General features: G+C 64.7%; 20 protein-coding genes and 1 pseudogene. 16 read left to right on the top strand and 5 right to left on the bottom strand.

Annotated features, from left to right (window positions below; translation table 11 throughout):
• Window positions 1-24: 24 nt before the first annotated feature.
• Window positions 25-1,332: a DNA topoisomerase IB gene (locus OKW40_RS24610; protein ID WP_429492132.1), complete on the bottom strand. Its 1,308-nt coding sequence runs from the start codon at window positions 1,330-1,332 to the stop codon at window positions 25-27.
• Between the two features lie 171 nt (window positions 1,333-1,503).
• On the opposite strand from OKW40_RS24610, the gene OKW40_RS24605 reads away from it, so the two are divergent.
• The 7 genes from OKW40_RS24605 to OKW40_RS24575 all read left to right on the top strand — a co-directional run bounded on the left by OKW40_RS24605 (window position 1,504) and on the right by OKW40_RS24575 (window position 6,880).
• The gene (locus tag OKW40_RS24605; protein WP_429492130.1) at window positions 1,504-1,848 is read left to right on the top strand and encodes a chemotaxis protein; all 345 of its coding nucleotides are present in this window, start codon (window positions 1,504-1,506) and stop codon (window positions 1,846-1,848) included.
• A gap of 202 nt (window positions 1,849-2,050) precedes the next feature.
• Entirely contained in the window at window positions 2,051-2,602 is a 552-nt protein-coding gene (locus OKW40_RS24600) for a type 1 glutamine amidotransferase domain-containing protein (protein ID WP_429492128.1), read from the top strand.
• Window positions 2,603-2,666: 64 nt separating this feature from the next.
• Window positions 2,667-3,239, top strand: coding sequence for a DUF4142 domain-containing protein (locus OKW40_RS24595; protein ID WP_184059952.1), 573 nt, complete (start codon window positions 2,667-2,669; stop codon window positions 3,237-3,239).
• A complete protein-coding gene (locus OKW40_RS24590; protein WP_429492126.1) occupies window positions 3,236-3,580 on the top strand; it encodes a DUF1488 domain-containing protein in 345 nt (114 codons plus the stop codon). The genes OKW40_RS24595 and OKW40_RS24590 overlap by 4 nt, the downstream gene beginning before the upstream one ends.
• A gap of 97 nt (window positions 3,581-3,677) precedes the next feature.
• The gene (locus OKW40_RS24585) at window positions 3,678-4,259 is read left to right on the top strand and encodes a hypothetical protein (RefSeq protein ID WP_184039756.1); all 582 of its coding nucleotides are present in this window, start codon (window positions 3,678-3,680) and stop codon (window positions 4,257-4,259) included.
• Between the two features lie 465 nt (window positions 4,260-4,724).
• Window positions 4,725-6,095, top strand: a complete 1,371-nt coding sequence (gene ltrA / locus OKW40_RS24580; protein WP_429490198.1) for a group II intron reverse transcriptase/maturase — start codon at window positions 4,725-4,727, stop codon at window positions 6,093-6,095.
• Between the two features lie 332 nt (window positions 6,096-6,427).
• Complete coding sequence (locus OKW40_RS24575; protein WP_187613572.1) at window positions 6,428-6,880, top strand: PA2169 family four-helix-bundle protein; 453 nt, start codon at window positions 6,428-6,430, stop codon at window positions 6,878-6,880.
• A 94-nt stretch (window positions 6,881-6,974) separates the two neighbouring features.
• Here OKW40_RS24575 and OKW40_RS24570 read toward each other — a convergent pair whose 3' ends face one another.
• Entirely contained in the window at window positions 6,975-7,313 is a 339-nt protein-coding gene (locus OKW40_RS24570) for a BON domain-containing protein (RefSeq protein ID WP_429353651.1), read from the bottom strand.
• A 510-nt stretch (window positions 7,314-7,823) separates the two neighbouring features.
• Here OKW40_RS24570 and OKW40_RS24565 point away from each other — a divergent pair.
• Window positions 7,824-9,311 carry an RNA polymerase factor sigma-54 gene (locus OKW40_RS24565; protein WP_429492123.1) on the top strand — a complete coding sequence of 496 codons (1,488 nt, stop codon included), beginning with the start codon at window positions 7,824-7,826 and terminating at the stop codon, window positions 9,309-9,311.
• Window positions 9,312-9,527: 216 nt separating this feature from the next.
• Window positions 9,528-10,703 (top strand): pyridoxal phosphate-dependent aminotransferase, encoded by a 1,176-nt coding sequence (locus OKW40_RS24560; protein WP_429492121.1) that lies wholly within the window; start codon window positions 9,528-9,530, stop codon window positions 10,701-10,703.
• An 86-nt stretch (window positions 10,704-10,789) separates the two neighbouring features.
• Here the strand turns inward: OKW40_RS24560 and OKW40_RS24555 are convergent, their stop codons facing one another.
• The gene (locus OKW40_RS24555; RefSeq protein ID WP_429492119.1) at window positions 10,790-11,779 is read right to left on the bottom strand and encodes a ferritin-like domain-containing protein; all 990 of its coding nucleotides are present in this window, start codon (window positions 11,777-11,779) and stop codon (window positions 10,790-10,792) included.
• A gap of 215 nt (window positions 11,780-11,994) precedes the next feature.
• Here OKW40_RS24555 and OKW40_RS24550 point away from each other — a divergent pair, with 215 nt between their 5' ends.
• From OKW40_RS24550 to OKW40_RS24520, 7 genes and pseudogenes are all read left to right on the top strand, one after another.
• Complete coding sequence (locus tag OKW40_RS24550) at window positions 11,995-13,809, top strand: S10 family peptidase (RefSeq protein ID WP_429492117.1); 1,815 nt, start codon at window positions 11,995-11,997, stop codon at window positions 13,807-13,809.
• Window positions 13,810-13,902: 93 nt separating this feature from the next.
• Window positions 13,903-14,394 (top strand): annotated as a pseudogene (locus tag OKW40_RS24545) (FadR/GntR family transcriptional regulator); the annotation flags it as partial.
• 41 nt (window positions 14,395-14,435) lie between these two features.
• Window positions 14,436-15,179 carry a (Fe-S)-binding protein gene (locus OKW40_RS24540; RefSeq protein ID WP_429492115.1) on the top strand — a complete coding sequence of 248 codons (744 nt, stop codon included), beginning with the start codon at window positions 14,436-14,438 and terminating at the stop codon, window positions 15,177-15,179.
• Window positions 15,176-16,579: a lactate utilization protein B gene (locus tag OKW40_RS24535; protein WP_429492114.1), complete on the top strand. Its 1,404-nt coding sequence runs from the start codon at window positions 15,176-15,178 to the stop codon at window positions 16,577-16,579. The genes OKW40_RS24540 and OKW40_RS24535 overlap by 4 nt, the downstream gene beginning before the upstream one ends.
• Window positions 16,566-17,150, top strand: a complete 585-nt coding sequence (locus tag OKW40_RS24530) for a LutC/YkgG family protein (RefSeq protein WP_429492112.1) — start codon at window positions 16,566-16,568, stop codon at window positions 17,148-17,150. The genes OKW40_RS24535 and OKW40_RS24530 overlap by 14 nt, the downstream gene beginning before the upstream one ends.
• Window positions 17,151-17,219: 69 nt before the next feature.
• Window positions 17,220-18,989, top strand: a complete 1,770-nt coding sequence (locus OKW40_RS24525; RefSeq protein ID WP_429492110.1) for a VRR-NUC domain-containing protein — start codon at window positions 17,220-17,222, stop codon at window positions 18,987-18,989.
• On the top strand, window positions 18,986-21,247 hold the full coding sequence (locus OKW40_RS24520; RefSeq protein ID WP_429492108.1) for an ATP-dependent DNA helicase: 2,262 nt from the start codon (window positions 18,986-18,988) through the stop codon (window positions 21,245-21,247). The genes OKW40_RS24525 and OKW40_RS24520 overlap by 4 nt, the downstream gene beginning before the upstream one ends.
• 41 nt (window positions 21,248-21,288) lie before the next feature.
• Here the strand turns inward: OKW40_RS24520 and OKW40_RS24515 are convergent, their stop codons facing one another.
• Together OKW40_RS24515 and OKW40_RS24510 are read right to left on the bottom strand one after the other, a co-directional pair.
• Window positions 21,289-23,946 carry a mechanosensitive ion channel domain-containing protein gene (locus OKW40_RS24515; RefSeq protein ID WP_429492106.1) on the bottom strand — a complete coding sequence of 886 codons (2,658 nt, stop codon included), beginning with the start codon at window positions 23,944-23,946 and terminating at the stop codon, window positions 21,289-21,291.
• Window positions 23,947-24,362: 416 nt separating this feature from the next.
• Entirely contained in the window at window positions 24,363-25,790 is a 1,428-nt protein-coding gene (locus tag OKW40_RS24510) for a sigma-54-dependent transcriptional regulator (protein WP_184059977.1), read from the bottom strand.
• Between the last annotated feature and the right edge of the window lie 1,190 nt (window positions 25,791-26,980).

Raw genomic sequence — 26,980 nt, 5'->3', positions numbered from 1 at the left:
GGGGTCGATTCGGCGCTGAGCCCGTCACTGGGCCGGCGGTTTCGGTTCGGAGGCCATTTCCCGCGCAGCGCGCCGCGTACGCACGCGTGCCGTGGCTCGCAAATGCGCCGCGGCGCTTTTGTCTTTCGCGGCGGTGGCTTTCTTGCGCACCACGCGCGACTTTTCTAGCAGACTCGTCAACGAACCGTTGATACTGTCGTCGACCGACGACTCCCGCGTCTTGCGTCCTTTTGCACCGGATGCGCGCGCGAGTTTCGCCGCACGCTTTTCCGCCTGCGCGAGCAGCACCGCAAAGGCCACTTCATCTACCTTGAGTCCGCGGCGCGATTGGCCTGGCGCGAGGCTCTGCAACTCGTCGGCCTCGAACGCGCTGATGATCACCGGGTGGATATAGCAGCGCCGGCAGACGGCGGGCGTATTGCGTAGCAGCGTCGCCACTTCTTTCACGATCGCGACGATATGACGACGCGCTTCGGCCGCGCTGCTGCACATCAAGCGGCGCAATGCCGCGAGCGCGTACACGCTGCCGGCCCACGTGCGGTAGTCCTTGGCGGTGAAGTCCGCGCCGCTTACGCGGCGCAGGTAGTCGTTGATATCCGTCGAGCCGACGCTGTGGCGCGTGCCGTCTTCGTCGAGATACTGGAACAGGTCGTGACCGGGCAGCTCCGCGCAACGTCGCACGATGCGCTTGATGTTCGGATTGTCCACTGTCACGTCGTGCTCGATGCCGCTCTTGCCGCGAAACTGGAAGCGCAATTGACCGGCCCTGATCTTCACGTGCTTCTTGCGCAGCGTCGTCAATCCGTACGAGTGGTTATCGCGCGCGTATTCTGCGCTGCCGATGCGGATCAGCGTCGTGTCGAGCAACTGCACGATGGCCGCGACGACCTTGTCGAGCGGCATGCCGGGCAGCTTCAGATCACGCGCCACGCGCGCGCGGATTTTGGGCAATGCGCGGCCGAACTCGGCCATCCGTTCGTACTTGTCGGCGTCGCGCGTTTCGCGCCAGCGGGGGTGATAGCGGTACTGCTTGCGGCCGCGCGCGTCGCGGCCGGTCGCCTGCAGATGACCGCACGGATCGGGGCAGATCCACACGTTTTCGTACGCGGGTGGAATCGCGAGCGAATTGATGCGTTGAATCTCGTCCTCATCGACGATGCGCTTGCAGTCGACGTCGAAATAGATGAAGCCGTTCCGCTCGCGCTTGCGTGTGTAGCCGGGCCTCGTGTCGTCGGCGTGGCGCAGTCCCGGCGGCATCGGTTGGGGTGCGGTGTTGCCGTTCGCGGTGGTCGGGCTGCGTGATGTGGTCGTGGAATGAGTCGCGGTAGCCATTGTTGCAGGTAGAAGTTTCAAACCCGGTTCGAACCGGTTCGCCGAGTAGGTGCGATGTGCGCCGTGTGATCGGCGGGAAGCAAGGGCGATGCCACTGGTAGGTGACCAGCGCGCTGAGGCGGAACAGTCCTTGCGGAAAAGTCGACGTGACCAACCGGAAAGGGAGCTTTCATGAGCAGCACACTCAACCCCGATGAAGAGCCGCAGCAGACCGTCAAGCAAACGTCCGGCACGACGGGCGCGCTGGGTCCCAGCGACTCGTCCGATAGCGGCAGCGACGTGGCGGGCGCGAGGCGTCACGATTTCGACGTCGATACGGAGCTCGACAATCACGCGCTCGAAGCCGGCGACGCCGCACTCGGCAGCGATACCGATCGCTCAGGTACGGGCGAGCGCGCGTCGGCCGATGGCGATTCGACGTTGGAGATGGACCGCGATATCGGCACCGACCACGTCGTCGATCCGCAAGTGCCGCCGGGCGCGGAACGCTCCGACGAAGACGAAAACGACGTCTGACCACGGCGCTTTTGCACACGCGGCGGCTCGAGCTGAACGGCGCAACCGCAGCGTCGGTGCATCGCCAACGTAATGTCAGCCCGCTGAACACTGCCTCAACCAGGCACGTGTTTTGCGTAACCACGCTTAGCGAAGGCGCAGACCTATGCACATGCCTCACGGGCAAGTGCATGAGCGCGGCGCCGCATGAAGGAGAGCACGCATGACTGATGCACTGAATGGCTACAAGGTAGCGGTACTCGCCGTAGATGGTTTCGAGCAGGCAGAACTGATGGAGCCGAAACGCGCGCTCACCGAGGAGGGCGCGACGGTCCATGTGATCTCGGCGAAGCCGGGCAAGATCCAGGGCTTCAAACACGTCGACAAGGGCGATACCGTCGACGTCGATGCGACCTTCGACAAGGCCAGTCCCGACGACTACGACGCGCTGGTGTTGCCGGGCGGCGTCGTGAACGGCGACGCGCTGCGACTGCTGCCGCAGGCGCAGGCGTTCGTCAAAGCGGTCGACAACGCGAAGAAGCCGATCGCGGTGATCTGTCACGGCACGTGGCTGCCGGTATCGGCGGGGATCGTCAAGGGGCGCACGGTGACGAGCTGGCCTAGCCTGCAGGACGATATTCGCAACGCGGGCGGCACGTGGGTCGATCAGGAAGTGGTCGAGGACGGCAATCTTATTTCGAGCCGCAAACCCGACGACCTTCCCGCGTTCAACAAGGCGCTGATCGGGCAACTGACGAAGCGCAAGGCGGCTTGATCGCGGGCGGCGCGCGCGTTGGCTTCGGAGCCTGCGCATCGGTGATTCGACAGGGAGAAAATGCATGAAATTCCGGTATTCCCTACAAGTGTTGACTGCCGCGCTGGCCGTGTTGGGCGTGAGCGCGGCATCGATCGACACGGCCTGCGCGCAGGCGAGCGATGCGCCCGCGAGCGCAGCGCCGACCGGCGGCACGACGCTGTCACCCGCGGATCAGCAGTTCGTGCTCGAAGCGTCGAAGTCGGACGCCACTGAAATCGCCGCTGGCAAGGTCGCGCTGAAGAACTCCAACGATCCGCATGTCAGGAAGTTCGCTCAACAGATGATCGCCGACCACACGAAGCTGTCGCACGCAATGGCCGGGCTGGTCGCTAAGAAGGGCTTCAAGCCGACGCCGTCCGCGGATTCCGCGCTGGTCGGCAAACTGCAGACGTTGAAGGGCACCGAGTTCGATCAGGCCTATGTCGAGCAGGTCGGCGTGGAAGCGCATCAGCGCGCGGTCGACCTGTTCCAGCAGCAAAGCGAGAGCGGCACCGACTCGCAACTGAAGGCCGCGGCCGCGCAAGCGCTGCCAACCATCAAGCATCACCTCGAGATGGCGGAGCAACTGGCCGGCAAATTGAAGGGCTCGTCATGAACGCGATCCTGCCACGGCCTGCTTATGAGGACTCTCTGATGCAGATCACTTTCCCCGATGACGAAGCGGCCTTCGACGGCGCCAATCTGAGCGTGCGCTTTCTTGCGCGCGTCGATGGCGAGCCAGTGGTTTGCGCGATCACTGCCGAGGCTCTGGAAGATCATTTCGGCGCGGAGTCCGCGCTTGAAGCGGCGTTGATGGCCGCTTTCGACAGAGGCCGTCAGCGCATCCGCTCGGTCTGCGCGGAAGCGCTCGACCAGAACAACGGAGAAGGCGTAGTGTTGCATAGCGGACTGTTCAGGGTGGAAGGCATGGAACCGGATCGCGGCGCCGCGGCGTAGCGCCGCTGCATGTCGCATTGACTGGGCGCGCTGCTTCCGACTCGCGCCACCGGCGACAGGATGGTCCACGAACGGCAATTAACGATAAGGAGGCCGTATGTCACTCATCGTCGCGGCACGCTTCACGACTTTTCCCGCTGCGGAAAGCGCGGCGCAAAAACTGTTCGATGCGGGTTTCGTGGAAGAGGACGTCACGCTGTTTTTCGTCAATCCGCGCGGCCAGCATGCGCGTTTCCCGATCGGCGGCGACACCGATACCGACCCCGGCGCGCGAGAAGCGCCTAAAGGCGCGGGCATGGGCGTGACGATCGGCGCGGTGATTGGCGCGGTGATTGGCGTGGCGATCTTCGCGGTGTTTTCCGCGCCGCTGCTGGTGTCGCTGATCGCGGCCGGCGTCGGCGCATATGTCGGCTCGCTGGTCGGCGCGATGTCGCGCACCACGGAGCGCGGCAAATCGGACCATCGCGTGCCGTATCACGAGGAGTCGCGCGATTCGGGCGTGCTCGTCGCCGTGCACGTGTCGCCCGACAATCAGCTGGACGCCGCGCGCGTGCTGCGTGAAGCGGGCGGCGTGTCGATCGAGAAGGCGACCGGCCGCTGGCAGCAGGGACGCTGGGCCGATTTCGATCCGCTGAAGACTCCTGAGCCGATCAAGGAATTCGCGGAGAAGCGCGCGTGATATGAGCGACGCGGCATACAGACAAAAAACGGCCCGATGGCGATCATCGGGCCGTTTTCCGTTTGTGCGCCCAGCATGGGCGCACTCCTGCGGGTGCAAGTCCCGCCATAAGCTGGTCACAGCGAATGAAGTGAAGCGCAACTGCACGAGGGCGACCGGGTGTGGGGAGGAAGCGCGGAGCGTAAATCGTGAGCCGATGAACAAGAACTGCATAGAAGGCGCTGCTGAGCAGGGCGAGCGGGCAAACGGCCGCGAAGCTCTTGTGACCAAGGCGATGCGGCGTAGATGCGGCGGTTGTGCGATGAAGGAGTGCGTTCTTACCTGGGGAGATCTCGCCTCATGCCTGAAAGGGCGACGGTGCTGAACCGGAGCGAGAAGTCAGCAGAGGCCGTAATAGCTGGAAGGCGTGGCCGGGAAGGCTAAAGCCGCCAGCGAAGGGCCGAACGAGTAGGAGGGCCGAAGGCCGTGGTGCTCGGACGTGCAATGCATCCGAATTCCGCGAAGGCGGAGCGCGACGAAAGGAGGCGTGGTGAAGCCGCGCCGGAAGCGTCGCGTGATGAAGCACGGGCGGCGCACGATGAAGCCGGAAGCCTGGGGCGAGACGACCTGCTTGCGCAGGCGTTCGCGAGAGCGAATCTGGTGATGGCGTGGAAACGCGTCAAAGCCAATCGCGGCAGTGCAGGGGTGGATGGGAGGTCGATCGCTGAGACGGCGGCATATCTCAAGACGCACTGGCCCTGGATACGGGAAGCGTTACTGGATGGCAGCTACCGGCCCGAGCCGGTGAGGCGCGTGCAGATACCGAAGCCCGGGGGCGGGATGCGAGAACTGGGGATACCGACGGTGACGGACCGGCTGATCCAGCAAGCCCTGCTGCAAGTCCTGCAACCCATCATTGACCCTACGTTCTCCGAACACAGTTATGGCTTCCGGCCGGGGCGTCGGGCGCGTGACGCGGTGCTGATGGCACAGCGGCATGTGCAGGACGGCTATCGGGTGGTGGTCGATGTGGATCTGGAGAAGTTCTTCGACCGGGTCAATCACGACATCCTGATGGAACGCCTATCGAGGCGGATCGGCGACAAGGCGGTATTGCGTCTGATCCGGCATTACCTTGCGGCCGGAATCATGGATGGCGGCGTGCTCCGCGAGCGATACGAGGGTACGCCGCAAGGCGGGCCACTCTCGCCGCTGCTGGCCAATGTGTTGCTGGACGAGGTGGATCGGGCGTTAGAGAAGCGTGGCCACCGCTTCGTGCGCTACGCCGACGACTGCAACGTGTACGTGCGCAGCCGGAGGTCGGGCGAACGGGTGCTGGAGGGCCTGTGCAGGCTCTATGCACGACTCCATCTGAAGGTCAACGAGGCCAAGACAGCGGTCGCGCCAGCATCCCGGCGCAAGTTCCTGGGCTACACGCTGTGGCACGGGAAAGGCCGGCAGGTGAAATGCGCGGTAGCTGGCAAGGCCTTGGCGAACTTCAAACAACGCATCCGGGAACTGACACGCCGTTCGTGCGGGCGCAGCCTGCCGGAGGTGGCGGAGCGAATGCGGGCGTATATGCTGGGCTGGAAGGCGTACTTTAATCTGGCCCAGACGCCGCGGGTGTTCCGTGAACTCGACGAATGGATCAGGCACCGTCTGCGTGCGCTGCAGCTCAAGCACTGGCGCCGGGGCAAGACAATGTATCGGGAGTTGCGAGCGCTGGGTGCTTCGGAATCAGAGGCCAGGCTGGTGGCGGCGAACAGCCGTCGCTGGTGGCACAACAGCTACCTGTTGCTGAACCGGGCCATGCCAGTTGCTTACTTCGACCGTCTTGGCGTACCCCGCCTCTCATGACCTCAACTGCTCGAACCGCCCGGTGCGGACCCGCATGCCGGGTGGTGTGGGAGGGGATCGGTCAGGCTAACTGACCGCCCCTATCCCGATTCCGTTTTCCGTTTTCCGCGCTGTTTCGACGTCGCGCGACACCCGCGGTTGCCGCGCATCGGCGCGGCGGCTGCGCTCGTTCGAGCTGCCTTTCGCTACGCATCGGCTCGCGCGAGGTGCCGGGCACGCGTGATGCGTGCTATCAAATGCAGCCCGCCGCGCGTCGAACCGATTCATCGCGAGGCGCATAAAAAGCCCCGCGCGGCGGATTCCGCGATGAACGAAACCCTTGGAGGTATTGAATGGCTACCAACGTTGTTTCCGTATTGAATGATCTGGTCGAAACGTCGAAGGATGGCGAAAAGGGCTTTATGAAGGCAGCCGAGGATGCGCACGACGACCAGCTGAAGATGCTGTTCCGTTCGAGTGCCGAGGACTGCTCGCGCGGCGCGCGTGAGTTGCAGGATGCCGTTCAGACCCTGGGCGGCAAGCCCGAAACCGGCGGCAGCATGAGCGGTGCGCTGCATCGCGGCTGGGTCGACGTGAAATCGGCGGTAGCGAATCGCAGCGACCATGCGATTCTTGCCGAGTGCGAAAAAGGCGAGGACGTCGCGAAGAAACGCTATCACGACGCGCTGGAGAAGGATTTGCCGGCGGACGTGCGGGCAATCGTCGAGCGGCAGTACCAGGGCGTGCTGCAAACGCATGACCGGGTGCGCGATCTGCGCGACCAGTATGCGGCGATGAAGCATTGATCGACGCGTCAGTGCAATAAGGAAGAGCCGGCTCTGCCAGCCGGCTCTGTTACGTTCTGTTCAGTCGAATCGGTGCGACCCGATCGCGCGGATATCAGTCAGCCGCGACCTTCAGATGGTTCTTCACGCTGGTTACGCCCTTCACGCTTTGCACGACATCTTCGGCGGCGGACTTGTCGTCGGCCGACGGCACCGAACCCGTGAGCCACACGACGCCCTTGCGGGTCTTCACGTGGATATGCGTCGATTTGACGTTCTTCGCGGCAAGCAGATCAGCCTTGACCTTGGTCGTGATGGTGCCATCGTCGATATGCTGGCCGATGCTTTCCGACGCCGCTGGCGGGGCCGAAGCGCTGGTCTGGGCGTTCGCGTTCAGCGCGAACGCGACGACGGCGATGCTGCCTGCGGTCTTCAGAAGCTGGATCGTCTTCATGGTTCTCTCCATCAGGTGGTAATGAAAATGGCGGTCTTGTTGGCCGGTGGCCGATCGCGGCCGAAGCCGCTGATGAGACACGTGGGGTCGTCGCCGCTACGGTACCGTCAGGGGCCCGTTTCTCGACACCGGACGCTGTACTCGCATCCGCGCTCGATCGAGGTGTTTGCGAAGGGCGGTGTCCGTCCACACACCGTCGCTCCGCAACCATCGTGCCTGCCGGCTGCGAGCCAATCCATGTCGCTCGCGAAAGCCGCATGCACCGCGGAGTTTCGACTGACGAATAGGGCTGCGGCGCCGGCCATGCGCGAGGTCGACGGAGAGGTGAAGAAAGGGACCGGAAATTGCCTGCCGTTTGTAAAAACCGGCGCGCCCGGTCAGGGCAATTCATCCGCCTGAATAAACAAAGCGCAATCAAAACAGCGTCTTGCGCGATCTGGTACGGACGTTGCGTTGGTCAGTGAACTCGGCTCGTTGAGTCTGAGGCTATTAACGAACGGGATCACTCCAATGCCTTCAATCGAACTTCGTACAAGGCAGTCTCTCGCATTGACGCCTCGTCTTCAGCAGTCGGTGCGGCTCTTGCAATTGTCGGCGCTCGAGTTCCAGCAGGAATTGCGCACGGCGCTCGATACCAATCCGTTCCTCGAATACGACTCATCCGAAGCTGAGGACGTCGCGCTCGCCGGCACGACGCCAGGCGAAGGTGAAGACGCCAACGCGCCGCCCGCCGTCGATACGCTTGCCGCCGCCGAGCCGGACGGACTGCCGGCGGAAAGCGCCGGTAGCGATACGCTCGAAAGCGCGGGCCAGGACGACATGCCCGCCGATTTTTCCGGCGACTACGGTTCGCGCAACTCGACGCGCCAGAACGGCGACGCGGACGGCAGCGACCCGGCCGATTGGGCTCGCTCGCAACCCACGCTGCGCGAACAGTTGCACGACGCGTTGCGCCTGTACCGGCTAGACGACCGCGATCGCGCGGTGGCCCGTTTCATCATCGAGGCGCTCGACGACGACGGCTATCTGCGGCAGTCGCTGGCCGACCTGGCCGATAGCGTCGATCTGGAACCCACGCTGACCGAGGAAGAACTGCTGGTGGCGTTGCGCCTCGTGCAGGCGCTCGATCGTCCGGGGCTCGGCGCGCGTTCGCTATCGGAATGCCTCGCGCTGCAGATCAATGCGCTACCCGCCAATACGCCGGGACGTGACGTCGCGCGGCAGATCGCCGAGCATCATCTGGAAAGGCTCGCGCGCCGCGAGCAGGCCGAGTTGCAAAAACAGATCGGCTGCAGCGCGGAGGAATTGCGTGTGGCTTGCGCGTTGGTGCGCAAGCTCGATCCGAAGCCCGGCAATTGCTACGGCCGCACCGAGGATAACTATGTCGTGCCCGACGTGATCGTGCGTCAGGTGCGCAACAAGTGGGTCGTGTCGATCAATCCGGCGGTGCAGCCGCGGGCGCGAATCCATCGCATGTATGCGCAGCTGTTCGCGCAGTCGGGCGGCGCGAGCCGTTCGCCGCTCGCGCAGCAACTGCAGGAGGCGCGCTGGCTGATCCGCAACGCGCAACAGCGCTTCGATACGATCCAGCGGGTTGCCGAATGCATCGTCGCGCATCAGAAGGCGTTCTTCCTGTACGGCGAGATCGCGCTGAAGCCGATGGTGCTGCGTGACGTGGCTGACGAGCTGGGCCTGCACGAATCCACGATCTCGCGCGCGACGGGCAACAAATATATGGCGACGCCGCGCGGCATCTTCGAGTTCAAGCATTTCTTCCCGCGCGAGCTCGGCACCGAAAGCGGCGGAACCTGCTCGGCCGCCGCGGTGCGCGCGCTGCTCAAGGAGATGATCGCCGCGGAAAATACGCGTGATCCACTGTCGGACGTGACGCTCGCGAAGATGCTCGCGGATCAGGGCGTGCTGGTCGCGCGACGCACGGTGGCGAAATACCGGCATCTGATGAAGGTGCCGCCGGCTGAACTGCGCCGGCAGCTTTGAAGCGCCGAAGTTTTAACGGGGTTTGAAATAAAACCTGGCGGGGGTTTGAAGCAAAGCAGTCATTCAAACAGCAGTACATTGCGCACAGGGTCATGCGAGGTTGTCCGCTCGCATGACCCTTTTTCGTATCTGGACGTTTCGCCGGCGTGCCTTTACATTGGCGGGTCAATTGGAAAGAGATCGGCGGAACGGACCGCACAACAACGGGTGAGCGCAATGAAGTATTCGAATCTGGTCGAGCGACTGCAAGGGCGGCGCACGTCGGCGTGGGAAATTCATCGGGTCGCGCAGCAGGCGGCTGCCAGGGGCGAAGACGTGATCGTGCTGAGCGTTGGCGATCCCGAGTTCTCGACGCCCGCGCCGATCGTCGAGCGCGCCATCGATGCGTTGCGGGCCGGCGATACGCACTATACGGCGATGGCCGGTCGCGAGCCGCTGCGCGCCGCGATTGCCGCCGAGCACGCGCGCACGACGGGCTGCGACGTGAGCGCCACCAACGTGGTGCTGACCGCCGGCGCGCAAAACGGCGTGTTCGCGGTGTCGCTGTGCCTGCTCGAAGCGGGCGACGAAGTGATCGTTCCCGAGCCGATGTATCTGACCTACGAGGCCTGCGTGCGCGCGGCGGGTGCGACGCTCGTCGCGGTGCCGGTCGATCCGGCGCGCGCGTTTCACGTCGACTGCGACGCGCTCGAAGCGGCGATCACGCTGCGCACGAGGGCGATATTCTTCGCGACGCCGTGCAACCCGACCGGCGTGGTGATGCCGCGCGCCGATCTCGAACGCATCGCGCGGCTCGCGTGCGAGCACGACCTGTGGGTGCTGTCCGACGAGGTCTATGCGGAACTCACGTTCGAACGCGATCACGTGAGCATTGCGTCGCTGTCCGGCATGGCGGAGCGCACGGTCACGCTCGGCAGCCTGTCGAAGTCGCATGCGATGGCGGGGTGGCGTGTCGGCTGGACAATCGGGCCCGCGACGCTGATCGAGCACATGGCGCGGCTCGCGCTCGCGATGCTGTACGGTCTGCCGGGTTTCATCCAGCAGGCCGCGTTGACGGCTTTGGAGAACAGGGCGGAGATCGTCGCCGATATTCGCGAGATCTACCGGCGGCGGCGCGACGTCGTGTTCGAGCGCTTGCATCGTGTGCCGGGCTTGCGGTGCCTGTTGCCCGAAGCGGGCATGTTCATGATGGTCGACGTCAGCGGGACCGGGCTCGATACGACCGAGTTCACATGGCAGCTGTTTCGCGCACAAGGCGTGGCCGTGCTCGACGCGAGTGCGTTCGGGGAGACGGCGAACGGCTTCGTGAGGTTGGGGCTGGTGGTGGGCGAGGATCGATTGATCGAGGCGTGCGAGAGGATCGCGCGGTTCGTGGAAGGGGGGCGGGGCTGAGAGGGCGGTGGGTTGTAGATTGCGACGATCCGGTCGGTGGGCATCATGGCCAGCCGAAGGTGGCTGGGCAGTGCGTTCGGCGCGGCTTACTTTTTCCTGCGCACGAATTTCAAGCCGAAGCGCACCAGCCGAGGCATCGTTTCGGGCCGCAACAACCGTGGGTCATACCCAGCGAATCGACGTTCGTTTTCCTGAAGACACAGTTGCATCAATTCGGGCACGCTGATATCGACATCCGTTACCGACTGCGCGCCGTTTACCGTGAAGTTGTTATCGTGCTCATGGACGTTGCCGTCAGCATCCATCGCGCGTGCGAGCCCAATGCGCTCCCACACCAGAAACGCCCACACGCCCGCCACCTTGAGCTCGAAGCGGATGCGCTGCCACCATGAAAGCTGCGCGCGATGCCAGGCGACCCAGTTCGCGAACAGCAGAATATGGCGGCACTCTTCCTGCATCACCGGCTCGAATGTCTCGGTCAGTGCCGGCGGGAACAGGCCCGAGCGCCGCGCCACCTCGAACAGGCCGAACGCGAAGAAGCTGTCGATACATTCGCTATAGCCGGTCACGAGGTAAGCCCGTTCCGTGTCTTTCGGATAGACGTACGACGGCTCGCTCGCGAGCGCGATGCCATACGCATGCACCATGCGCGACAGCACTTCCTTATGGCGGTTCTCTTCCCACGCGTTCAGCGCAAGTGCGTCGCGCAGCTCCGGGCTGTCGAGCGAGGCCGCGTAGGCGGCCATGCGCAGCCGCGCCCTGCCTTCGGTTTGCACGGCGATGTCCCAGATCGGCAGATCGACGATGCGCTTGAGCGTCGCGGCTTCGAGCTGCGGCCATGCGAGCACGGACGGGCGATACGGATTGAAGGTCTCGCGAAACATGCGGCACATTTCCTGCCGGTGCACGTCGGAGCCGGGCGCCAGCGGGCCGCTGACGGTGCTAGTCCAGTGCCGCATCGCGTGGTCGGCGGCGTCGAGGGTCGAGGGGTCGGGCTGCTCGTGCGGCAGTTGCGGCGCGCGAAAGCCGGGGATCAGCGCGGCAGCGTCGAATGCATCCAGTACCAGTTGGTCCATTGGGTATTCTCGACAAGGCGACGAAGGCGCTGTCGATTCTGCCATGACTGCGCAGGTCTGCGCCACGTCGAGGAAAAAGCGCTTTGTAATGTTCGGCGTGCTGTGGCGCCGACGGTTGACGCCGCGCAAACTTGCGTCAAGAATCGAGCGCCGGGTGTGCTCCCGAACCCGGCTAGCCCGATTCCAGCGCGTTTCGACTCGTCGCGGAAAACTTCATGATCCATCGCTTCTCTTCTTCATTGAGCCGCTTGCTGACAGCCGGATTGCCGGCCGCCGCGCTGACGGTGACGCTTTCTGTCGCTGGTGTGGTGCCGTTCGGCGAACGGTGCATGGCAGCCGAACAGGCCGATGCGTCGAGCACCTCGGAAAGCACGGCAACGGGGGGAAGCACGGACGCCGCCGCATTCGCGCCGATCGCACCACGCCAGGGGCCGGAGGCGAACGCGTCGCCGGTCGGCGAATCGAGCGAGCCGCACGCGATGACGGCGCGCCCGAACGGCGAGCCGCGCAAGCGGACGGCTGCGCGTGGCGACACGCAGGCTGCATCGAATGCACCGGACTCGGCCGACGCGACGGCAACGCCTCGCAACGACAGGGCCTCGACGCCCGCGATTCCCGTGCCGCCCGAAACCGCCAGCGTCACCACGCATTCGCTTCGCCTGAACGGCCGCAAGCTCGACTACACGGCGAGCGCGGGCAATCTGTTGCTGCACGACAAGACCGGCGCGCCGAACGCGAGCGTGTTCTATGTCGCGTACACGGTGCCGACCAGGACGCCTGCGACGCGTCCGATCACCTTTCTGTTCAACGGCGGCCCAGGCGCCGGCAGCGTATTCCTGATGATGGGCTCGGTCGGCCCGAAACGCGTGCGCACCGCGAGCCCCGCGAGCACGCCGCCCGCGCCGTACACGCTCGACGACAACCCCGATAGCCTGCTCGACACCAGCGACCTCGTGTTCATCGACGCGGTCGGCGCGGGCCTGTCGAGACCGGTCGGGCATGGCACGGGCAAGGACTTCTGGGGCGTCGATCAGGACGTCCGTGCGTTTGCGCAATTCATCGACCGTTATCTGACGGTGAATCAGCGCTGGAATTCGCCGAAGTACCTGCTCGGCGAATCGTATGGCACCGCGCGCGCCGCGATACTCGCTTATCAGTTGGGGCAGAACAATATCGCGCTGAACGGCGTGATCCTGCTGTCGTCGGTGCTCAATTCCGCGGCGTTCGCGCCCGGCAACGATTTCAGGAGCGAGAGTTATCTGCCGAGTTTCGCGGCGATCGCGTGGTATCACGACAAGGTCACACCGAAGCCCGCGAGCCTGCCGGCCTTTCTCGACGAAGCACGCGCGTTCGCCCGCGGACCCTATGCGCAGGCGCTCGAACAGGGCGATGCGCTGCCCGACGATCAGCGCGACGCGATCGCCGCGCGCATCGCGTACTTCACCGGATTGGACGTGGGTTTCGTGAAGCGTAACCGTCTGCGTCTTTATCCGTCGCGTTTTCGAAACGAGTTGCTGCGCAACGAGTCGCGCAGCGTGGGCCGCTACGATGCGCGTTTCGAAGGCCTGAACTACGACGATGCATCGGAGGATCCGGACTTCGATGCGTCGGTGAGCAGCGTGTCGAATGCGTTCAATGCGGCGCTTCATCAGCATCTGTCGGACGACCTGCACTACACGCCAACCGACCGTTACGTGGTGTTCAGCGACGACGCGTTGAAGCAATGGGACTGGAAACATCGCGAATGGTGGGGCGAACGGCTGGAGCTGCCCTACGCAGGCGGCGATCTGGCCGAAGCGATGCGGCAGAATCCGCAGTTGCGGGTGTTATCGCTGAACGGCTACTTCGATCTCGCCACGCCGTTCTATGCGACCGAATATGCGCTCGCGCATCTCGGCCTCGATCGGTCGCTGCGCGAGAACGTGCGCATCGCCTACTATCCGACCGGCCATATGGTGTATCTCGACGATGCCGCGCTGCGCGCGATGAAGCGTGACCTCGTGAGCTTTTATACCGGGCAGCCGCGTTGAGATCGGCGAATCGTCGCATGGTGTCGAACGGTATAATTCCCGCACCGTGGAGTAGCCGCGCGCTTTGTCAACCGGCTTCATCGTTCGCCGCTTATGCCATTCACCCCGATTCCGTCCTTCGCGCGCAAGCGCATTTCCGACGTGGTGTCCGACCAGATCAAGCAACTGATCTCGGAGGGCACGCTGATGCCCGGCGACCGTCTGCCGGCCGAGCGCGATCTCGCGGCGCAGCTCGGCGTGTCGCGACCATCGCTGCGCGAGGCGCTGATCCGGCTGGAGGCGGACGGTTACATCGAAACGTCGGGGCGCGGCGGTTTCACGGTGGTCGACGTGACCGCGCCCATCATCTCGAAGCCGCTTGCCGAACTGTTGCTGCAGAATCCGCGCACCAGTGCCGACATTCTGGAGTTGCGCCAGGGGCTCGAAGCGATTTCGTCGGTCTATGCCGCGCAGCGCGCAACCGCCACCGATCTGAAGAAAATCCGCGCGGCGTTCGAGGCGTTGAAGGCCGCGTCGCTCTCGCGCGATCGCGCGAATCTCGCCGAACTCGATGCCGCGTTTCATCTCGCGATCGCCGACCACACCGGTCAACAGACATCGTTCCCGCCGCTTTTCCTGAAGAGCCTATGAAAGTCGCGCTGTTTATCCCGTGCTTTATCGACGCGTTCTATCCGGAGGTCGGTATCGCGACGCTCGAACTGCTCGAACGTTTCGGCATCGAGGTCGACTATCCGCAGCAGCAGACCTGCTGCGGCCAGCCGATGGCCAATAGTGGCGCGCATGCGGACGCCGCCGCCACGGAGCGACTATTCGCGCGCAACTTCGCGGGTTACGACTACATCGTCGGGCCGTCCGCGAGTTGCATTCATCACGTGCGCGAACATCTGAGCGCGCTCGAGCAGACCGACGAAGTGAAGAAAGTGCGCGCAGGCGCTTACGAACTGGTCGAGTTTCTGCACGACGTGATCGGCGCGCGCGAATTTCCGTGGGCCGAATTTCCGCATCGTGTCGGTCTACACACCAGTTGCAGCGCGCTGCGTCATCTGAAGCAGGCGTCGGCGTCGGAAATCGCCGGCACGCCGTTTTCGAAGCCGCGCGCGTTGCTCGAAGGCGTGAAGGGCATCGAGTTCGTCAAGCCGGCGAGGCCCGACGAATGTTGCGGTTTTGGCGGCACGTTCTCGGTCACCGAAGAGGCGGTGTCGGTGCGCATGGGGCAGGACAAGGTGCGCGACCATCTGGATGCGGGCGCCGAGTACATCGTTTCGGGCGACATGTCGTGCCTGATGCACCAGCAGGGTTGCGCGGAACGCATGAAAGCCGACGCGCGCTTCATTCATATCGCGCAGGTTCTCAATGGAGCACGCGCATGAGCGGCGACCATCACCGCATCGATCACGCCAAAGCCGCGGGTTCTTTCATCAGCAAGACCGAGCATGTCGCGTTTCACGACAAGCGTCTGTGGGACCTGCGCGAGAAGCGCGACGCGCAGGCGCACGGCATTGCCGAATGGGAAACGTTGCGCTCGCTGGCGTCGGGCATCAAGGAACACACGCTGTCGCATCTGGCCGACTACCTGGAGCAGTTCGCGGCGGCGGCCGAGGCCAATGGCGTGGTCGTGCATTGGGCAGCGAGCGCGGAAGAGCACAACGCGATCGTCCACAAGCTGATGTCCGAGCGCGGCATGACGACGCTCGTGAAGAGCAAGTCGATGCTGACCGACGAATGCCGGATGCGCGAGTATCTCGAACCGCGCGGCATGACCGTGATGGAAACGGACCTCGGCGAGCGCATCCAGCAGCTCGATCATCAGGACCCGAGTCATATGGTCGTGCCGGCCGTGCACAAGCTGCGCGCGGACGTGGCCGAGTTGTTCGGCCGGACCATCGGCACCGATCCGGGCAATAGCGATATCCACTATCTGGCCGAAAGCCAGCGCATGAATACGCGGCCGTATTTCGTGCGCGAGAAAACGGCCGGCATGACCGGCTGCAATTTCGCGGTGGCGGAAACGGGCACGGTCGTCGTCTGCACGAACGAAGGCAATGCCGATCTTTCGGCGAACGTGCCGCCGCTGCATATCGCATCGATCGGAATCGAGAAGCTGATACCGAAGGTGTCGGATCTCGGCGTGTTCGTGCGCATGCTGTCGCGCAGCGCATTGGGTTCGCCGATCACGCAGTACACGTCGCATTTTCGTGCGCCGCGGCCGGGCACCGAGATGCATTTCATCCTCGTCGATCATGGCCGCTCCGAACGGCTCGCGATGGAGGACTTCTGGTACTCGCTCAAATGCATACGCTGCGGCGCGTGCATGAATACGTGTCCGGTCTATCGACGCAGCGGCGGCCTGTCGTATGGCGGCACCTATTCGGGGCCGATCGGCGCGATCATCAATCCGACGTTCGATCTGAAACGCTATAGCGCGTTGCCGTTCGCATCGACACTCAATGGCAGTTGCACGAATGTGTGTCCGGTGAAGATCAACATTCACGAGCAGATCTATAAGTGGCGCGCGGTGATCGCCGAGCAGCACGAAGTGCCGTTCGTGAAGCAGGAGGTCCTGAAGATGGCGGGACGTCTGCTATCGAGTCCGACCTTGTATCGCGCGACGGTGTCGTCGATGGGCAGCGCGTTGCGGCGGCTGCCGAATTTCGTGCTGTACAACCCTCTGAATATCTGGGGCCGGCAGCGCGAATTGCCGGAGGCGCCGAAGATGACTTTTCATGCCTGGTACAAAAAGAATCGCGGAGGCGGCGATGACAACGCGTGAGGCTTTTCTCGCCAAGGTGCGCGCCGCGCAACCGGCCGCGCGGCCGCGTCCCGACGTGCCGCTGTTCGAAGCGGTTGGCGGCGATCTGCGGGCGCGCTTCACGGCGGCGTTGCAAACGATGGGCGGCACTTGCGTCGAAGCGGCCAGCGCGAGCGACGTCAGCGATCTGATTCGCGAGCGTTTTGGCGCGGTGGCATCGATCGCATCGGCGAGCGCCGAAGTGCCGGGCACGCGCAAGATCGGCGCGGATACGGACCCCGCATCGCTGCAGGACGTCGACGTCGGTTTGGTCCGTGCGCGCTTTGGCGTCGCCGAAACCGGCTCGGTGTGGTTTAGCGAGCGCGAATATGTGGTCAATGCATTGGGCTACATCGTTCAGCATCTGGTCGTGCTGCTCGATCCGGCGCACTTGCTCGATGGACTGCAAGACGTCTATCGTCGCGACGATTTCCGCAGGGCGCGTTACGCGGCGCTCGTTACCGGCCCTTCGGCCACCGCCGATATCGAGGGCGTACTGATTCGCGGCGCGCAGGGCGTGCGCTCGCTGACGGTCGTGTGGCTCGCGGGCTGATGCGCGGCGGTCGCAGCGCCGGACTTTGCTATCATCACTGTATAAACATACAGGTCCCGCACAAAGTCCGTGGCAACCGATGCTCGCTCAGAGATCCGCTCTGAAGCCCCTTACTACCTGCTGAATTTCGAGCGCGCGCTTGCGTGGCTTGCCGCGCGTTACGACGATCTGCTCGACGACGAAGAGCACGCTTTTCTGGAAACTTTCGCGACGTTGCCGCAGGCATCGCGGGCGCTGCTGGTGCGCATGCTGATGCGCAAAGGCATGCTGTTCCGCGCGAGCCGCCTGGCTTACGACGAAATCGGCTGTCCGTTGCAGGCGGCGATGCCGATGACGGTGCATCGTTGGATCGACACCGAGCCGGCCCTGTCTCTCGACGACCTGTTTGCGCTCAGCACGCGTGCGCAATTGCTGGACATCTTCGCGGACGCGATCGCGCGGATTCCCGGCGCAAAGGCTTTGCGCAAACCGGATCTGCTCGAAATGCTGCGCGAGTTTTACGAAACCGCAAGCGGCGACGCGCAAGCATGCACATCACGTCCGCTCGCCGCCTGGCACGACGCTTCTACGGACCGCGTGTTGCACGTCGCGATCGCGCCGTTGTGCGATCGCTTGCGCCTGATGTTCTTCGGCAATCTGCATCAGGACTGGTCGGAGTTCGTGCTCGCCGATCTTGGCGTGTTCCAGTACGAGAAGGTCGCGTTCGGGCCTTGGTCGCGCGCGTTCCAGCAACGCGCGGACGTCGACGTTTATCTCGCGCTGCACGCGTGCCGCGATGCGCTCGAATGGCTACCGGTCGGCACCGACACCCCCACCCTTCACGAACTGATCGCGACCGTCCGCTCGATCGGCACCGCGAATCCGTGGCTGGAAACGCGTCGCGCGAAACTACTGTTCCGGATCGGCCAGGATTGCGAGCGGCGCGGGCAGTGGGACACCGCGCTCGCGGTGTACGACGCGTGCGCCTGGCCCGGCGCGCGTCTTCGACGCATGCGCGTGCTCGAGCGCAGCGAGCGTTACGCCGAAGCGCTGGCGCTGGCCTCGCAGGCCGATGCCGCGCCTGAGAGCGAAGAAGAGGCGCAGCGCGTCGCCAGGATGTTGCCGCGCTTGCGGCGCAAGTGCGGCGAGCCGGTGCCGCGCGTACCAGCGGCGAGGCCTGTGGAGCGCGGCACGCTGGTGCTGCCGAAGCCTGATACGCCGGTGGCCGTCGAGTACCTGGTGCGCGATCATTTGAGCAGCGACGCCGCGCCGGTGCACTACGTCGAGAACGCGCTGATCAATTCGCTGTTCGGCCTGCTGTGCTGGGAGCCGGTGTTCACGGCGTTGCCCGGCGCGTTTTTTCATCCGTTCCAACGCGGACCGGCCGATCTGCACGCGCCGGACTTTCACGCGCGTCGCGCCACGCAGTTCGCCGCGTGCTTCGCGCAGCTCGATAGCGGCGTCTATCGCGACACGATTCTGCGGCATCTGCACGACAAGGCCGGCATGCAGTCGCCGTTCGTATTCTGGGGACTGCTGACGCCCGACCTCATCGCGCTCGCGCTCGACTGTCTGCCCGCCGCGCATCTGAAGCTGTGCTTCGAGCGCTTGCTGCGCGACATTCGCGGCAATCGTTCGGGCTTGCCCGACCTGATCCGGTTCTGGCCGGCCGAGCGTCGCTATGAACTGATCGAGGTGAAAGGCCCCGGCGATCGTCTGCAGGACAACCAGATCCGCTGGCTCGCGTACTGCGCGCAGCACGGCATGCCAGTGCGCGTCGTCGACGTGCGCTGGGCCGGGCAAGAGGCGCAGAGCGAAGCGGACGCCGCGACGCAAGCCGCAGCGGAGCGCGTCGTATGAGCTACGTGGTGGCCGTCCGCGCGATGTGCGAATTCACCGCTCGGCGCGGCGATCTCGATCTGCGCTTCACGCCCGCGCCGACTTCGCTCGAAGGCATCGCGGGTCATCAGATGGTCGCCGGCCGTCGCGCGAGCGGCTACGAAACCGAACTCACGCTGACGGGCACGCATCGCAGTCTGACCGTGCGTGGCCGCGCGGACGGCTACGACGGAATCGCGAACCGGCTCGAAGAAGTGAAGACGTATCGCGGCGATCTCGCGCGTATGCCCGCGAATCATCGCGTGCTGCATTGGGCGCAGGCACTCGTGTATGGGCATCTGCTGTGCCGGGCGCGCGGGCTCGGCGAGCTGACGATCGCGCTCGTGTACTTCGATATCGGCAGTCAGAAGGAAACCGTGCTGACGCAGCAGCACAGCGCGCGCGAATTCGAAATCTTCTTCGTCGACCAGTGTGAACGATTTCTCGATTGGGCCGTGCAGGAAGACGCGCATCGCGTCGCGCGCAACGCGGCGCTCGTCGCGTTGCAGTTTCCGTATGGGCGGTTTCGGCGCGGGCAGCGCGAGCTCGCGGTGGCCGTGTATCGCGCGGCACGCGACGGCAAGCCGTTGATGGCGCAGGCGCCGACCGGTATCGGTAAGACGCTGGCGACGATTTTTCCGTTGCTGAAAGCCTGCGGCGAAGAGCGGCTCGATCGCGTGTTCTTTCTGACCGCGAAGACGCCGGGCCGCGCGCTCGCGTTCGATGCGATCGACTCGCTGCACCAGAGCGCGCCGTTGCCGCTCAGAACGCTCGAACTCGTCGCGCGCGACAAAGCCTGCGAGCATCCGGACAAAGCCTGCAACGGCGAGTCCTGTCCGCTCGCGCGCGGCTTTTACGACCGTCTCGATGCGGCGCGCGCCGCCGCGTTGGCGACGCCACGGCTCGATCGCGCGGCGGTGCGCGAGGCTGCGCTCACGCACAATATCTGTCCGTACTATCTGTCGCAGGAGCTCGCGCGCTGGGCCGATGTGATCGTCGGCGATTACAACTACTACTACGACGGGAGCGCGATGCTGCATGCGCTCACGCAGATCAACCAGTGGCGCGCCGGCGTGCTGGTCGACGAAGCGCACAACCTGCTCGAACGCGCGCGGCGCATGTATACCGCGTCGCTAGATCAAAGCGCGTTCCGGCTCGCGCGCAAGAGCGCGCCGGTGGCGCTGAAGAAGCCGCTCGAACGCTTGCAGCGCGAGTGGAATGCGGTGAAGCGCACGCAGACGTCCAGCTATCAGGTGTACGCGGAGGTGCCCGGCAAATTGCTGTCCGCCGCGCAGAATCTGATCGGCGCGGTAACGGATCAGCTCGCCGACGCGCCGTTGTCGATCGACGAACATGCGCTGCGGGTTTTCTTCGACGCGATGCACTTCGTCGCGCTCGCCGAGCAGTTCGGCGAGCACTCGATGTTCGACGTGACATTGAGCGCCGACCGCTACGCGCCGCGCGACAAAACCAGTGCGACGCTCTGCGTGCGCAACGTGATCCCCGCGCCGTTCCTCGCGCCACGCTATGCGGCCGCGCGTACCACGGTGATGTTCTCCGGCACGCTGAATCCGCAGCATTTCTATCGCGACACACTTGGGCTAGCCGAGGATACGCAATGGCTCGACGTCGAGGGACCGTTTCGCGCGGAGCAGTTGCAGGTGCACGTGGCCGCTCATGTGTCGACGCGCTGGCGTGACCGCGAACGCTCGCTCGCGCCGATCGTGGAGCTGATCGCGAAGCAGTATGACTCCCAGCCCGGCAATTATCTGGGGTTCCTGAGCAGTTTCGACTATCTGCAACGCGTGGTCGCGCTGCTGCGCGAGCGGCATCCCGGCTTGCCGGTGTGGGCGCAGGAACCCGGCATGGACGAAGCCGCGCGCGATGCGTTTCTCGCGCGCTTCAGGACGATGAATCAGGGCATCGGCTTCGCGGTGCTCGGCGGCGCGTTTTCGGAGGGTGTCGATCTGACCGGGCAGCAACTGATCGGCGCGTTCGTCGCGACGCTCGGTCTGCCGCAGATCAACGACGTCAACGAGCAGATGCGCCGCGCGCTCGATGCGCGCTTCGGCAATGGCTACGACTACATGTACCTGTATCCGGGTTTGCAGAAAGTCGTGCAGGCGGCGGGGCGCGTGATCCGCACCGAAGAGGACCGCGGCGTCGTGCATCTGATCGACGACCGCTTTCGCAGGCCGGAAGTGCGGCGCCTGTTGCCGCGCTGGTGGCAGGTTCGCTAGCGCCGCGCTAGCGAACCTTTACGCGCGCGACGCGCGACGCGTCACGCGTGCGGCGAGGTCGAGCCCGGATTGCCGGGCGTACCAGGGCCGCCGGCCGGGCTCGGATCAACCGGGATCTGGTCGTCGAGCGGCGCGTCGCCCTTGTGCGGAGCGTGGCCGTCCCCCGCGGCGTCGCCGTCCGGCCGGTCGCCATGACGTTCGCGCGGCAGGGCCGTATCGAACCTGGCCTTGCTCGCCGGGTCCCACGTGAGCAGATGACGCTGCGGATTCGCGATCTCGATGCCGAGTTCGCTGAAGCGTTCGAGGATGCGTCGGTTGAATTCGCGTTGCACGCCCCAGCGCGACGTATCGCGGCATTGCATCTGGCCGGCCAGCGTGATCGCCGAACCGTCGACCGCATCGACGCCCCAGAACGAGAAGTCCGCCAGGATGCCGTCCTTGAAGTTGTCGTCCGTGCGCAGCGATGCGCCGATTTCCTTCAGCGTCTCGATCGCGCGCTCGACGTCCTGGCCGAACACGATATTCACGCGCACCGCCGCGTTGCCGATGCCGCGATTCGTGTTGTTCACGGTCGACACCGAACTGAACGGCACCGTAAACAGCGAGCCGTCCCCGCCGCGCAGCCGCACGGTGCGAATCGACAGATATTCGACGGTGCCCGACACGCCCGCGAGCGTGACCCAGTCGCCGACCTGCATCGCGTTTTCCATCAGCAGAAAGATGCCGGTGATGAAGTCCTGCACGAGCTTCTGCGAGCCGAAGCCGAGCGCGACGCCGAAGATGCTCGCGCCCGCGAGCAGCGGGCCGATGTTCACGCCGAGTTGGCTCAGGCCGGTCAGCGCGACGACGAGCGCGATCACGCAGAACAGCGCGGTGCGCAGCATCGGCATCAAGGTGCGCAGACGCGCGGCGCGCACCAGATCGCCGCTGCTCGTCCAGTTATCGAGGCGACGTTCGGCCGACACGTTGACGATCTCCCACACCACCAGCGCGATGATCGCGGCGACGGCGATCGTCGCGAGCGCCGAGGCGAGCCGGTGGCCGATCGTGCCGCTGCGGAACAGATCGACGACGTCGACGCCCCACGCCTGCAACAGCACCAGCGCGGTGACGCTGCCGATGATCCAGCCGATCACGCGCCGCAGCGCCGGATAGTATCGGTAGGCGTGCTGATGCACGAGCGAGTGTGACGCATCGTCCTGCACATGGAAGATGCGCGCGAGCGCGCCGAAGATCACGATCGACACGAGCCGCGCGCCGATCAGTATCGCGAGCGTCATGCCGCCGATATTCACGAGCGCGTGATAGCCGTTCCGTACGTCGAAAGCCCACACGAACCACAGGCCCATCACGATGACCACGGTCACCACGGCCCACGCGTCCGCGAACGCGTTGCCGAACATCTCCAACGACTCGTGAGCGGCGAAGCGATTGCGGATCCGGTTGGCGACCGGTTTCGCGCAGTGCAGCACGAGGATCGAGATCATCACGTGACCGGCGAGTGCGACCACTTTCAGCAGCGCGAGATGCGCGGCGTCGTTCATGCCAAGCGCCTGCGCGACTTCGGCTAGCGCAACGCCGGCGCCGACCACGCTGACGATTCGCACGATCCAGCCGAGCACGAACGCGGCCCACGCATCGCCCATGCGCAGCAGCCGCAGACGCGGTGCGCTCGGCTGCAGGAAGAATGCGCCGACGATCACGACGCAGCGGCACACCACATAGACGTCGATCAGCGAATCGAGCGCGCGATCCTGCGGCGTGCCGTTGCCGGTGAAGATCGACATCAGCGCGCTCGCCGCGCCGAGGAACACCGCGATCGGCACGAGCCGCACCAGCGTGATCAGCAACGCGCGGGGCAGACGTTGCAGCAGCGTCCAGTGGTGCGTCGCGTTGCGCTTGCCTTCGGCTTCGATGGCGCGGCCTTTGGCGGATGGCGTTGCGTACGGCGCGGCAGGGCCAGTCGTGACGGCTTGCGCCTCCGCTTCGAGCACTGACGGCACCGATGACAGCGGGGGCAGCGGCGGCGTGCTGGTCGGCGGATGACCTGCCGGCGCGGCGCCGGCGTCGTGCGCGGGCGGCGGTGAGTTGTCGTTGTCATCCTGCAGCGCGGCTTCGCGGCGCGCGGCGATCACCCGATAGACGCGCCGCAGCAGCCGCCGCGTCAGCCATTCGAGCACCAGAGCGGGGATCAGCGCGGCCAGCAGCGACCACAGCACCTCGAACAGCACCGCGCGCGCGTGCGGATTGGCGAACTGCCAGTTCCACCATGCGCGCACCGACGCGACGTCGAGCAGCGCGGCGATCGAGCCGCGCAGCGAGGTCGCGAGATGGCCGGCGTAATGCGCGCCCTCGCGCGCGAGTTGCGAGGCGAGGCCATTGGATTTGAACGCGTCCGGCACGAGCGCGGCTGCGCCGCTTGCGGCGGCCGGCGCCGACGCCGCCGCCGGCGCGGATGCGGGCGGCGCGCTCAACGCGCCGGCCGCGGCGATCGCTTGCAGCGTATCGGCGACTTGCGCGCGGCGTTTGGGGTCGTTCAGGACAGCGAGCGCGTCGCGGGCCTGCTGAGGTGTCAGCGTGACGGCGGCGGAAGCGGGTGTCGCGGGCGTGGGATGGGCAGGCTCAGGCGCGGCGGCGAAGACGGGCGCCGCGCCTGCGAGCAGAAAAATGAAAAAATAGATACGCAGAAATTTTTGCATAGGGTGTAAAGCGGGATGAAGCAAGTGCGGACGATTGTGCCGGAACATGGGCTGTTTCAGCGGGGTGACCCGGGACCGACACGGGGCGGGGCGCTGAAGTTCCTGCGGCGCAGGCCCGCCGGACGGGCGAAAGGGCCGCGGGAGCGGCGCCCGTCAGGTGGGGCGTTGACCCGACAGGATAGCCGATGCTGGCCGGCAGGCCTGTCGAAGGCAGCAGAAAGCTTGCCCGGAAAGCCCCGTGGGCGGGGCGGCGCAGGAGGTAGGTGGCCGCTTGCCGGGTGGCAATGCTGGCGGCGGCGCGAGGATGTTCTCGACGACCACGCTACGTGCGGGCAGAGCACGGAAAGTCGGGAATGCTCAATCGCCGTGACCGTGCGCTGCTAAGCGTTCACTACAAAAAGCGCTTAAATCCGCGCTTATGCCACTGAAGAGGTCTGGCGCTCTGCTTCGTCATCGGCATGGGGGCCGCTGCTCGCGCCGCGTCCGGCCGGCTCCTGATGCAGCCGGTTCGCGTGCATCAGCCGGTACAGCGTCGCGCGCGAAATGCCGAGTTCGGCCGCCGCATCGGACAGCTTGTAGCCGTGCCGCAGCAGCGCGTTCTCGATCGCATCCTTTTCGGCCTTGCTGCGGATTTCCGCCAGCGTGACCGCCGGGCCATTGTCAGCTTCGGGTAGGCCGAGGTCGCTCGCGGTGATGAAGCGGCCCTCGCTCATCACGACCGCGCGGCGCACGCAGTTGATCAGCTCGCGCACGTTGCCGGGCCACGGATAGTTCGACATCGCGACGATCGCGTCGCTCGACAGGCCGCGCAGCTTGCGCGCGCCGTCCTGCTTGTACATGCTGAGCGCGTAATTGGCGAGTAGCTTGATGTCGCCGCCGCGCTCGCGCAATGGCGGCTCGACGAGGCGCAGCACGCACAGCCGGTGATAGAGGTCGGAACGGAAACGCCCGGCTTCGACGGCGCGCTCCAGATCGACGTGGGTGGCCGAGATCACGCGCACGTCGACGCTGATCGGACCGTTGCCGCCAAGCCGCTCGATCGTGCCTTCCTGCAGGAAGCGCAGTAGCACCGCCTGGCATTCGTGCGGCATGTCGCCGATTTCGTCGAGAAACAGCGTGCCTTCATGCGCGCTCTCGATCCGGCCGAGCTTGCGTTGCACCGCGCCGGTAAAAGCGCCGCGCTCGTGGCCGAACAGTTCGGCCTGCAACAGGCTCGGCGGAATCGCCGCGCAATTGATCGCGACAAACGTGCGGCCCGCGCGCGGCGAGCGGTCGTGAATAGCACGAGCGGTCAGCTCCTTACCGGTGCCCGATTCGCCCGCGATGAACACCGGCGCATCGGTCACGCCGCATTTGTCGATGCGCCGGTAGAGCTGCTGCATCGGCTCGCATTGCCCGACCATGCCGTGGCGGCCGAGCGACGGCTCCGGCACGACGCGCGGCTGACGCAGGCTCGACAGCCCATGCGCGTGGCCGAGCGCGAACACGAGCCGCTCGTTGAGCCACGGCTGCGTGACGAAGTCGAAGCAGTAATCGAGGATGAAACGGCTGACCAGCTCGTTGTCGGCCTGGCCCGGCACGATCTGCGCGACCCAGTTGGTTTCGACGCGGCGCATGCACAGCGCGAGCGCGGACAACTGCTGTGACGTGCAATCTTCGGGCAACTGAACGAGACCGACCTTGATGTTGCCGCGTTCGATCATGCGTTCCGCCACGGCCGTGCTTTTTGCGTGCACGGCTTGCCATCCCGACGCGGCCAGAAACTCGACGAGTATCTGGTCGGGCGCGTTCGCCACGTACAGAACCGTGCGTTCCATATCGGCCGGCGTGCAAGTCGTAGTCATGGTTCCCCCCGTTCGATCCTCAGGACTGCCGTGCGACGTTGTGAGATTCAGGCGGCCAGTTGCTGCACTCCGGCTGCGACGCATTCACGACAGCAGCAATCACGAACAAGGGACACGCTTCAAGCGCGGCGCGAACCGGAACGCGCTGCATGGCGGACCGATTCATGCAATGGCGGCGACCTTGTCGTTCATTGCTGAAACTGCCCGGCGATTTTTCCCCGAACCGTGAAAACCACTGGAACCGTGGCTTGCCTCGTTGACCTGATAGAAGCGCTCTGATTGGCGCATGGCCTAACGATAAGCGAAAGCGCCTGAAAGCGCCAGACAAAGAAACATGGATGAAGAATGCGGGTTGGATTTTCGGATTAACACGGATCACTTATGAATAAGCGGTCAAGGCCGGTTATGCGCGCAATCGCACATTGGGTAGCAATTGCCCGGGTATTAAGGCGTGACTAAAACGGACGGGGCGCGAGCAGTCGTGTTTCACGGTTGCGACAGATTGGACAGCGCGAGTCGAATGCGCTTTACCGCGCCGGGTGGGGCGCTTTGCCAACCGGAAGGAGCGGCGAAGCCGCGTGTGGCGGGCCCCGCGGCCAGTCAGCAGGCTGGCGAGACGGAAGCGGGAGGCGCGCTTTGCGGCCAGCGCGCGGCGATTTGGCGTGTCAGAAACGAATCAATGCGCGCCACGCCAAAAATCGGGCCGGTTCGCACTGCGTCAAAAGCAAACCGATTTCTCGCCAGAGTGAAGCTTTGGCGGGCGCCTTACAAATTCGAATGCGTGTTGGCATAACCATTGCAATAAGGTCTGCACAGAAAAAATGTTTTGCCGCCAGGTCGACGGTACGGGAAAACCGGATTAAAAAAGGCCGGCGGTAAAAAAGTCACTCGCAGACATGGTCGGGGAAGCCATCAGGTGTTTGCGGGAGCGCGGCGGGGCCTTCTAAATACGTTAGCAAACGGGTGAGTGGCGGACCGGTTTGGCGGCCATTCAAAACCGGACGAAAAAAGGGCAACGACTTCGCCGTTTTTCCTTTTCGACTTTTTGTCCTCACGACGCGAAAAGGGTGGCGATAACGACAGGCAACGCGCTGGCAACGTTCGCGAGCGACGCGCCGCAAAGGGAAGGGGCAGCGCCGGATCAGGATCGGCCGGCGCGATGAAGCGGGGAGAGACGCTAGTCTCCACAG

The organism is Paraburkholderia sp. RAU6.4a (assembly GCF_050435625.1).
GTDB lineage: Bacteria > Pseudomonadota > Gammaproteobacteria > Burkholderiales > Burkholderiaceae > Paraburkholderia > Paraburkholderia tuberum.
Note: the sequence above shows the minus strand (reverse complement) of the source record. Positions and strands in the feature narration are given on the sequence as shown.

Bases quoted from the DNA above. Each gene is read 5' to 3' on its own strand.
- OKW40_RS24610 (WP_429492132.1), bottom strand. From the start codon at position 1,332: ATGGCTACCGCGACTCATTCCACGACCACATCACGCAGCCCGACCACC.
- OKW40_RS24605 (WP_429492130.1), top strand. From the start codon at position 1,504: ATGAGCAGCACACTCAACCCCGATGAAGAGCCGCAGCAGACCGTCAAG.
- OKW40_RS24600 (WP_429492128.1), top strand. From the start codon at position 2,051: ATGACTGATGCACTGAATGGCTACAAGGTAGCGGTACTCGCCGTAGAT.
- OKW40_RS24595 (WP_184059952.1), top strand. From the start codon at position 2,667: ATGAAATTCCGGTATTCCCTACAAGTGTTGACTGCCGCGCTGGCCGTG.
- OKW40_RS24590 (WP_429492126.1), top strand. From the start codon at position 3,236: ATGAACGCGATCCTGCCACGGCCTGCTTATGAGGACTCTCTGATGCAG.
- OKW40_RS24585 (WP_184039756.1), top strand. From the start codon at position 3,678: ATGTCACTCATCGTCGCGGCACGCTTCACGACTTTTCCCGCTGCGGAA.
- OKW40_RS24575 (WP_187613572.1), top strand. From the start codon at position 6,428: ATGGCTACCAACGTTGTTTCCGTATTGAATGATCTGGTCGAAACGTCG.
- OKW40_RS24570 (WP_429353651.1), bottom strand. From the start codon at position 7,313: ATGAAGACGATCCAGCTTCTGAAGACCGCAGGCAGCATCGCCGTCGTC.
- OKW40_RS24565 (WP_429492123.1), top strand. From the start codon at position 7,824: ATGCCTTCAATCGAACTTCGTACAAGGCAGTCTCTCGCATTGACGCCT.
- OKW40_RS24560 (WP_429492121.1), top strand. From the start codon at position 9,528: ATGAAGTATTCGAATCTGGTCGAGCGACTGCAAGGGCGGCGCACGTCG.
- OKW40_RS24555 (WP_429492119.1), bottom strand. From the start codon at position 11,779: ATGGACCAACTGGTACTGGATGCATTCGACGCTGCCGCGCTGATCCCC.
- OKW40_RS24550 (WP_429492117.1), top strand. From the start codon at position 11,995: ATGATCCATCGCTTCTCTTCTTCATTGAGCCGCTTGCTGACAGCCGGA.
- OKW40_RS24540 (WP_429492115.1), top strand. From the start codon at position 14,436: ATGAAAGTCGCGCTGTTTATCCCGTGCTTTATCGACGCGTTCTATCCG.
- OKW40_RS24535 (WP_429492114.1), top strand. From the start codon at position 15,176: ATGAGCGGCGACCATCACCGCATCGATCACGCCAAAGCCGCGGGTTCT.
- OKW40_RS24530 (WP_429492112.1), top strand. From the start codon at position 16,566: ATGACAACGCGTGAGGCTTTTCTCGCCAAGGTGCGCGCCGCGCAACCG.
- OKW40_RS24520 (WP_429492108.1), top strand. From the start codon at position 18,986: ATGAGCTACGTGGTGGCCGTCCGCGCGATGTGCGAATTCACCGCTCGG.
- OKW40_RS24515 (WP_429492106.1), bottom strand. From the start codon at position 23,946: ATGCAAAAATTTCTGCGTATCTATTTTTTCATTTTTCTGCTCGCAGGC.
- OKW40_RS24510 (WP_184059977.1), bottom strand. From the start codon at position 25,790: ATGACTACGACTTGCACGCCGGCCGATATGGAACGCACGGTTCTGTAC.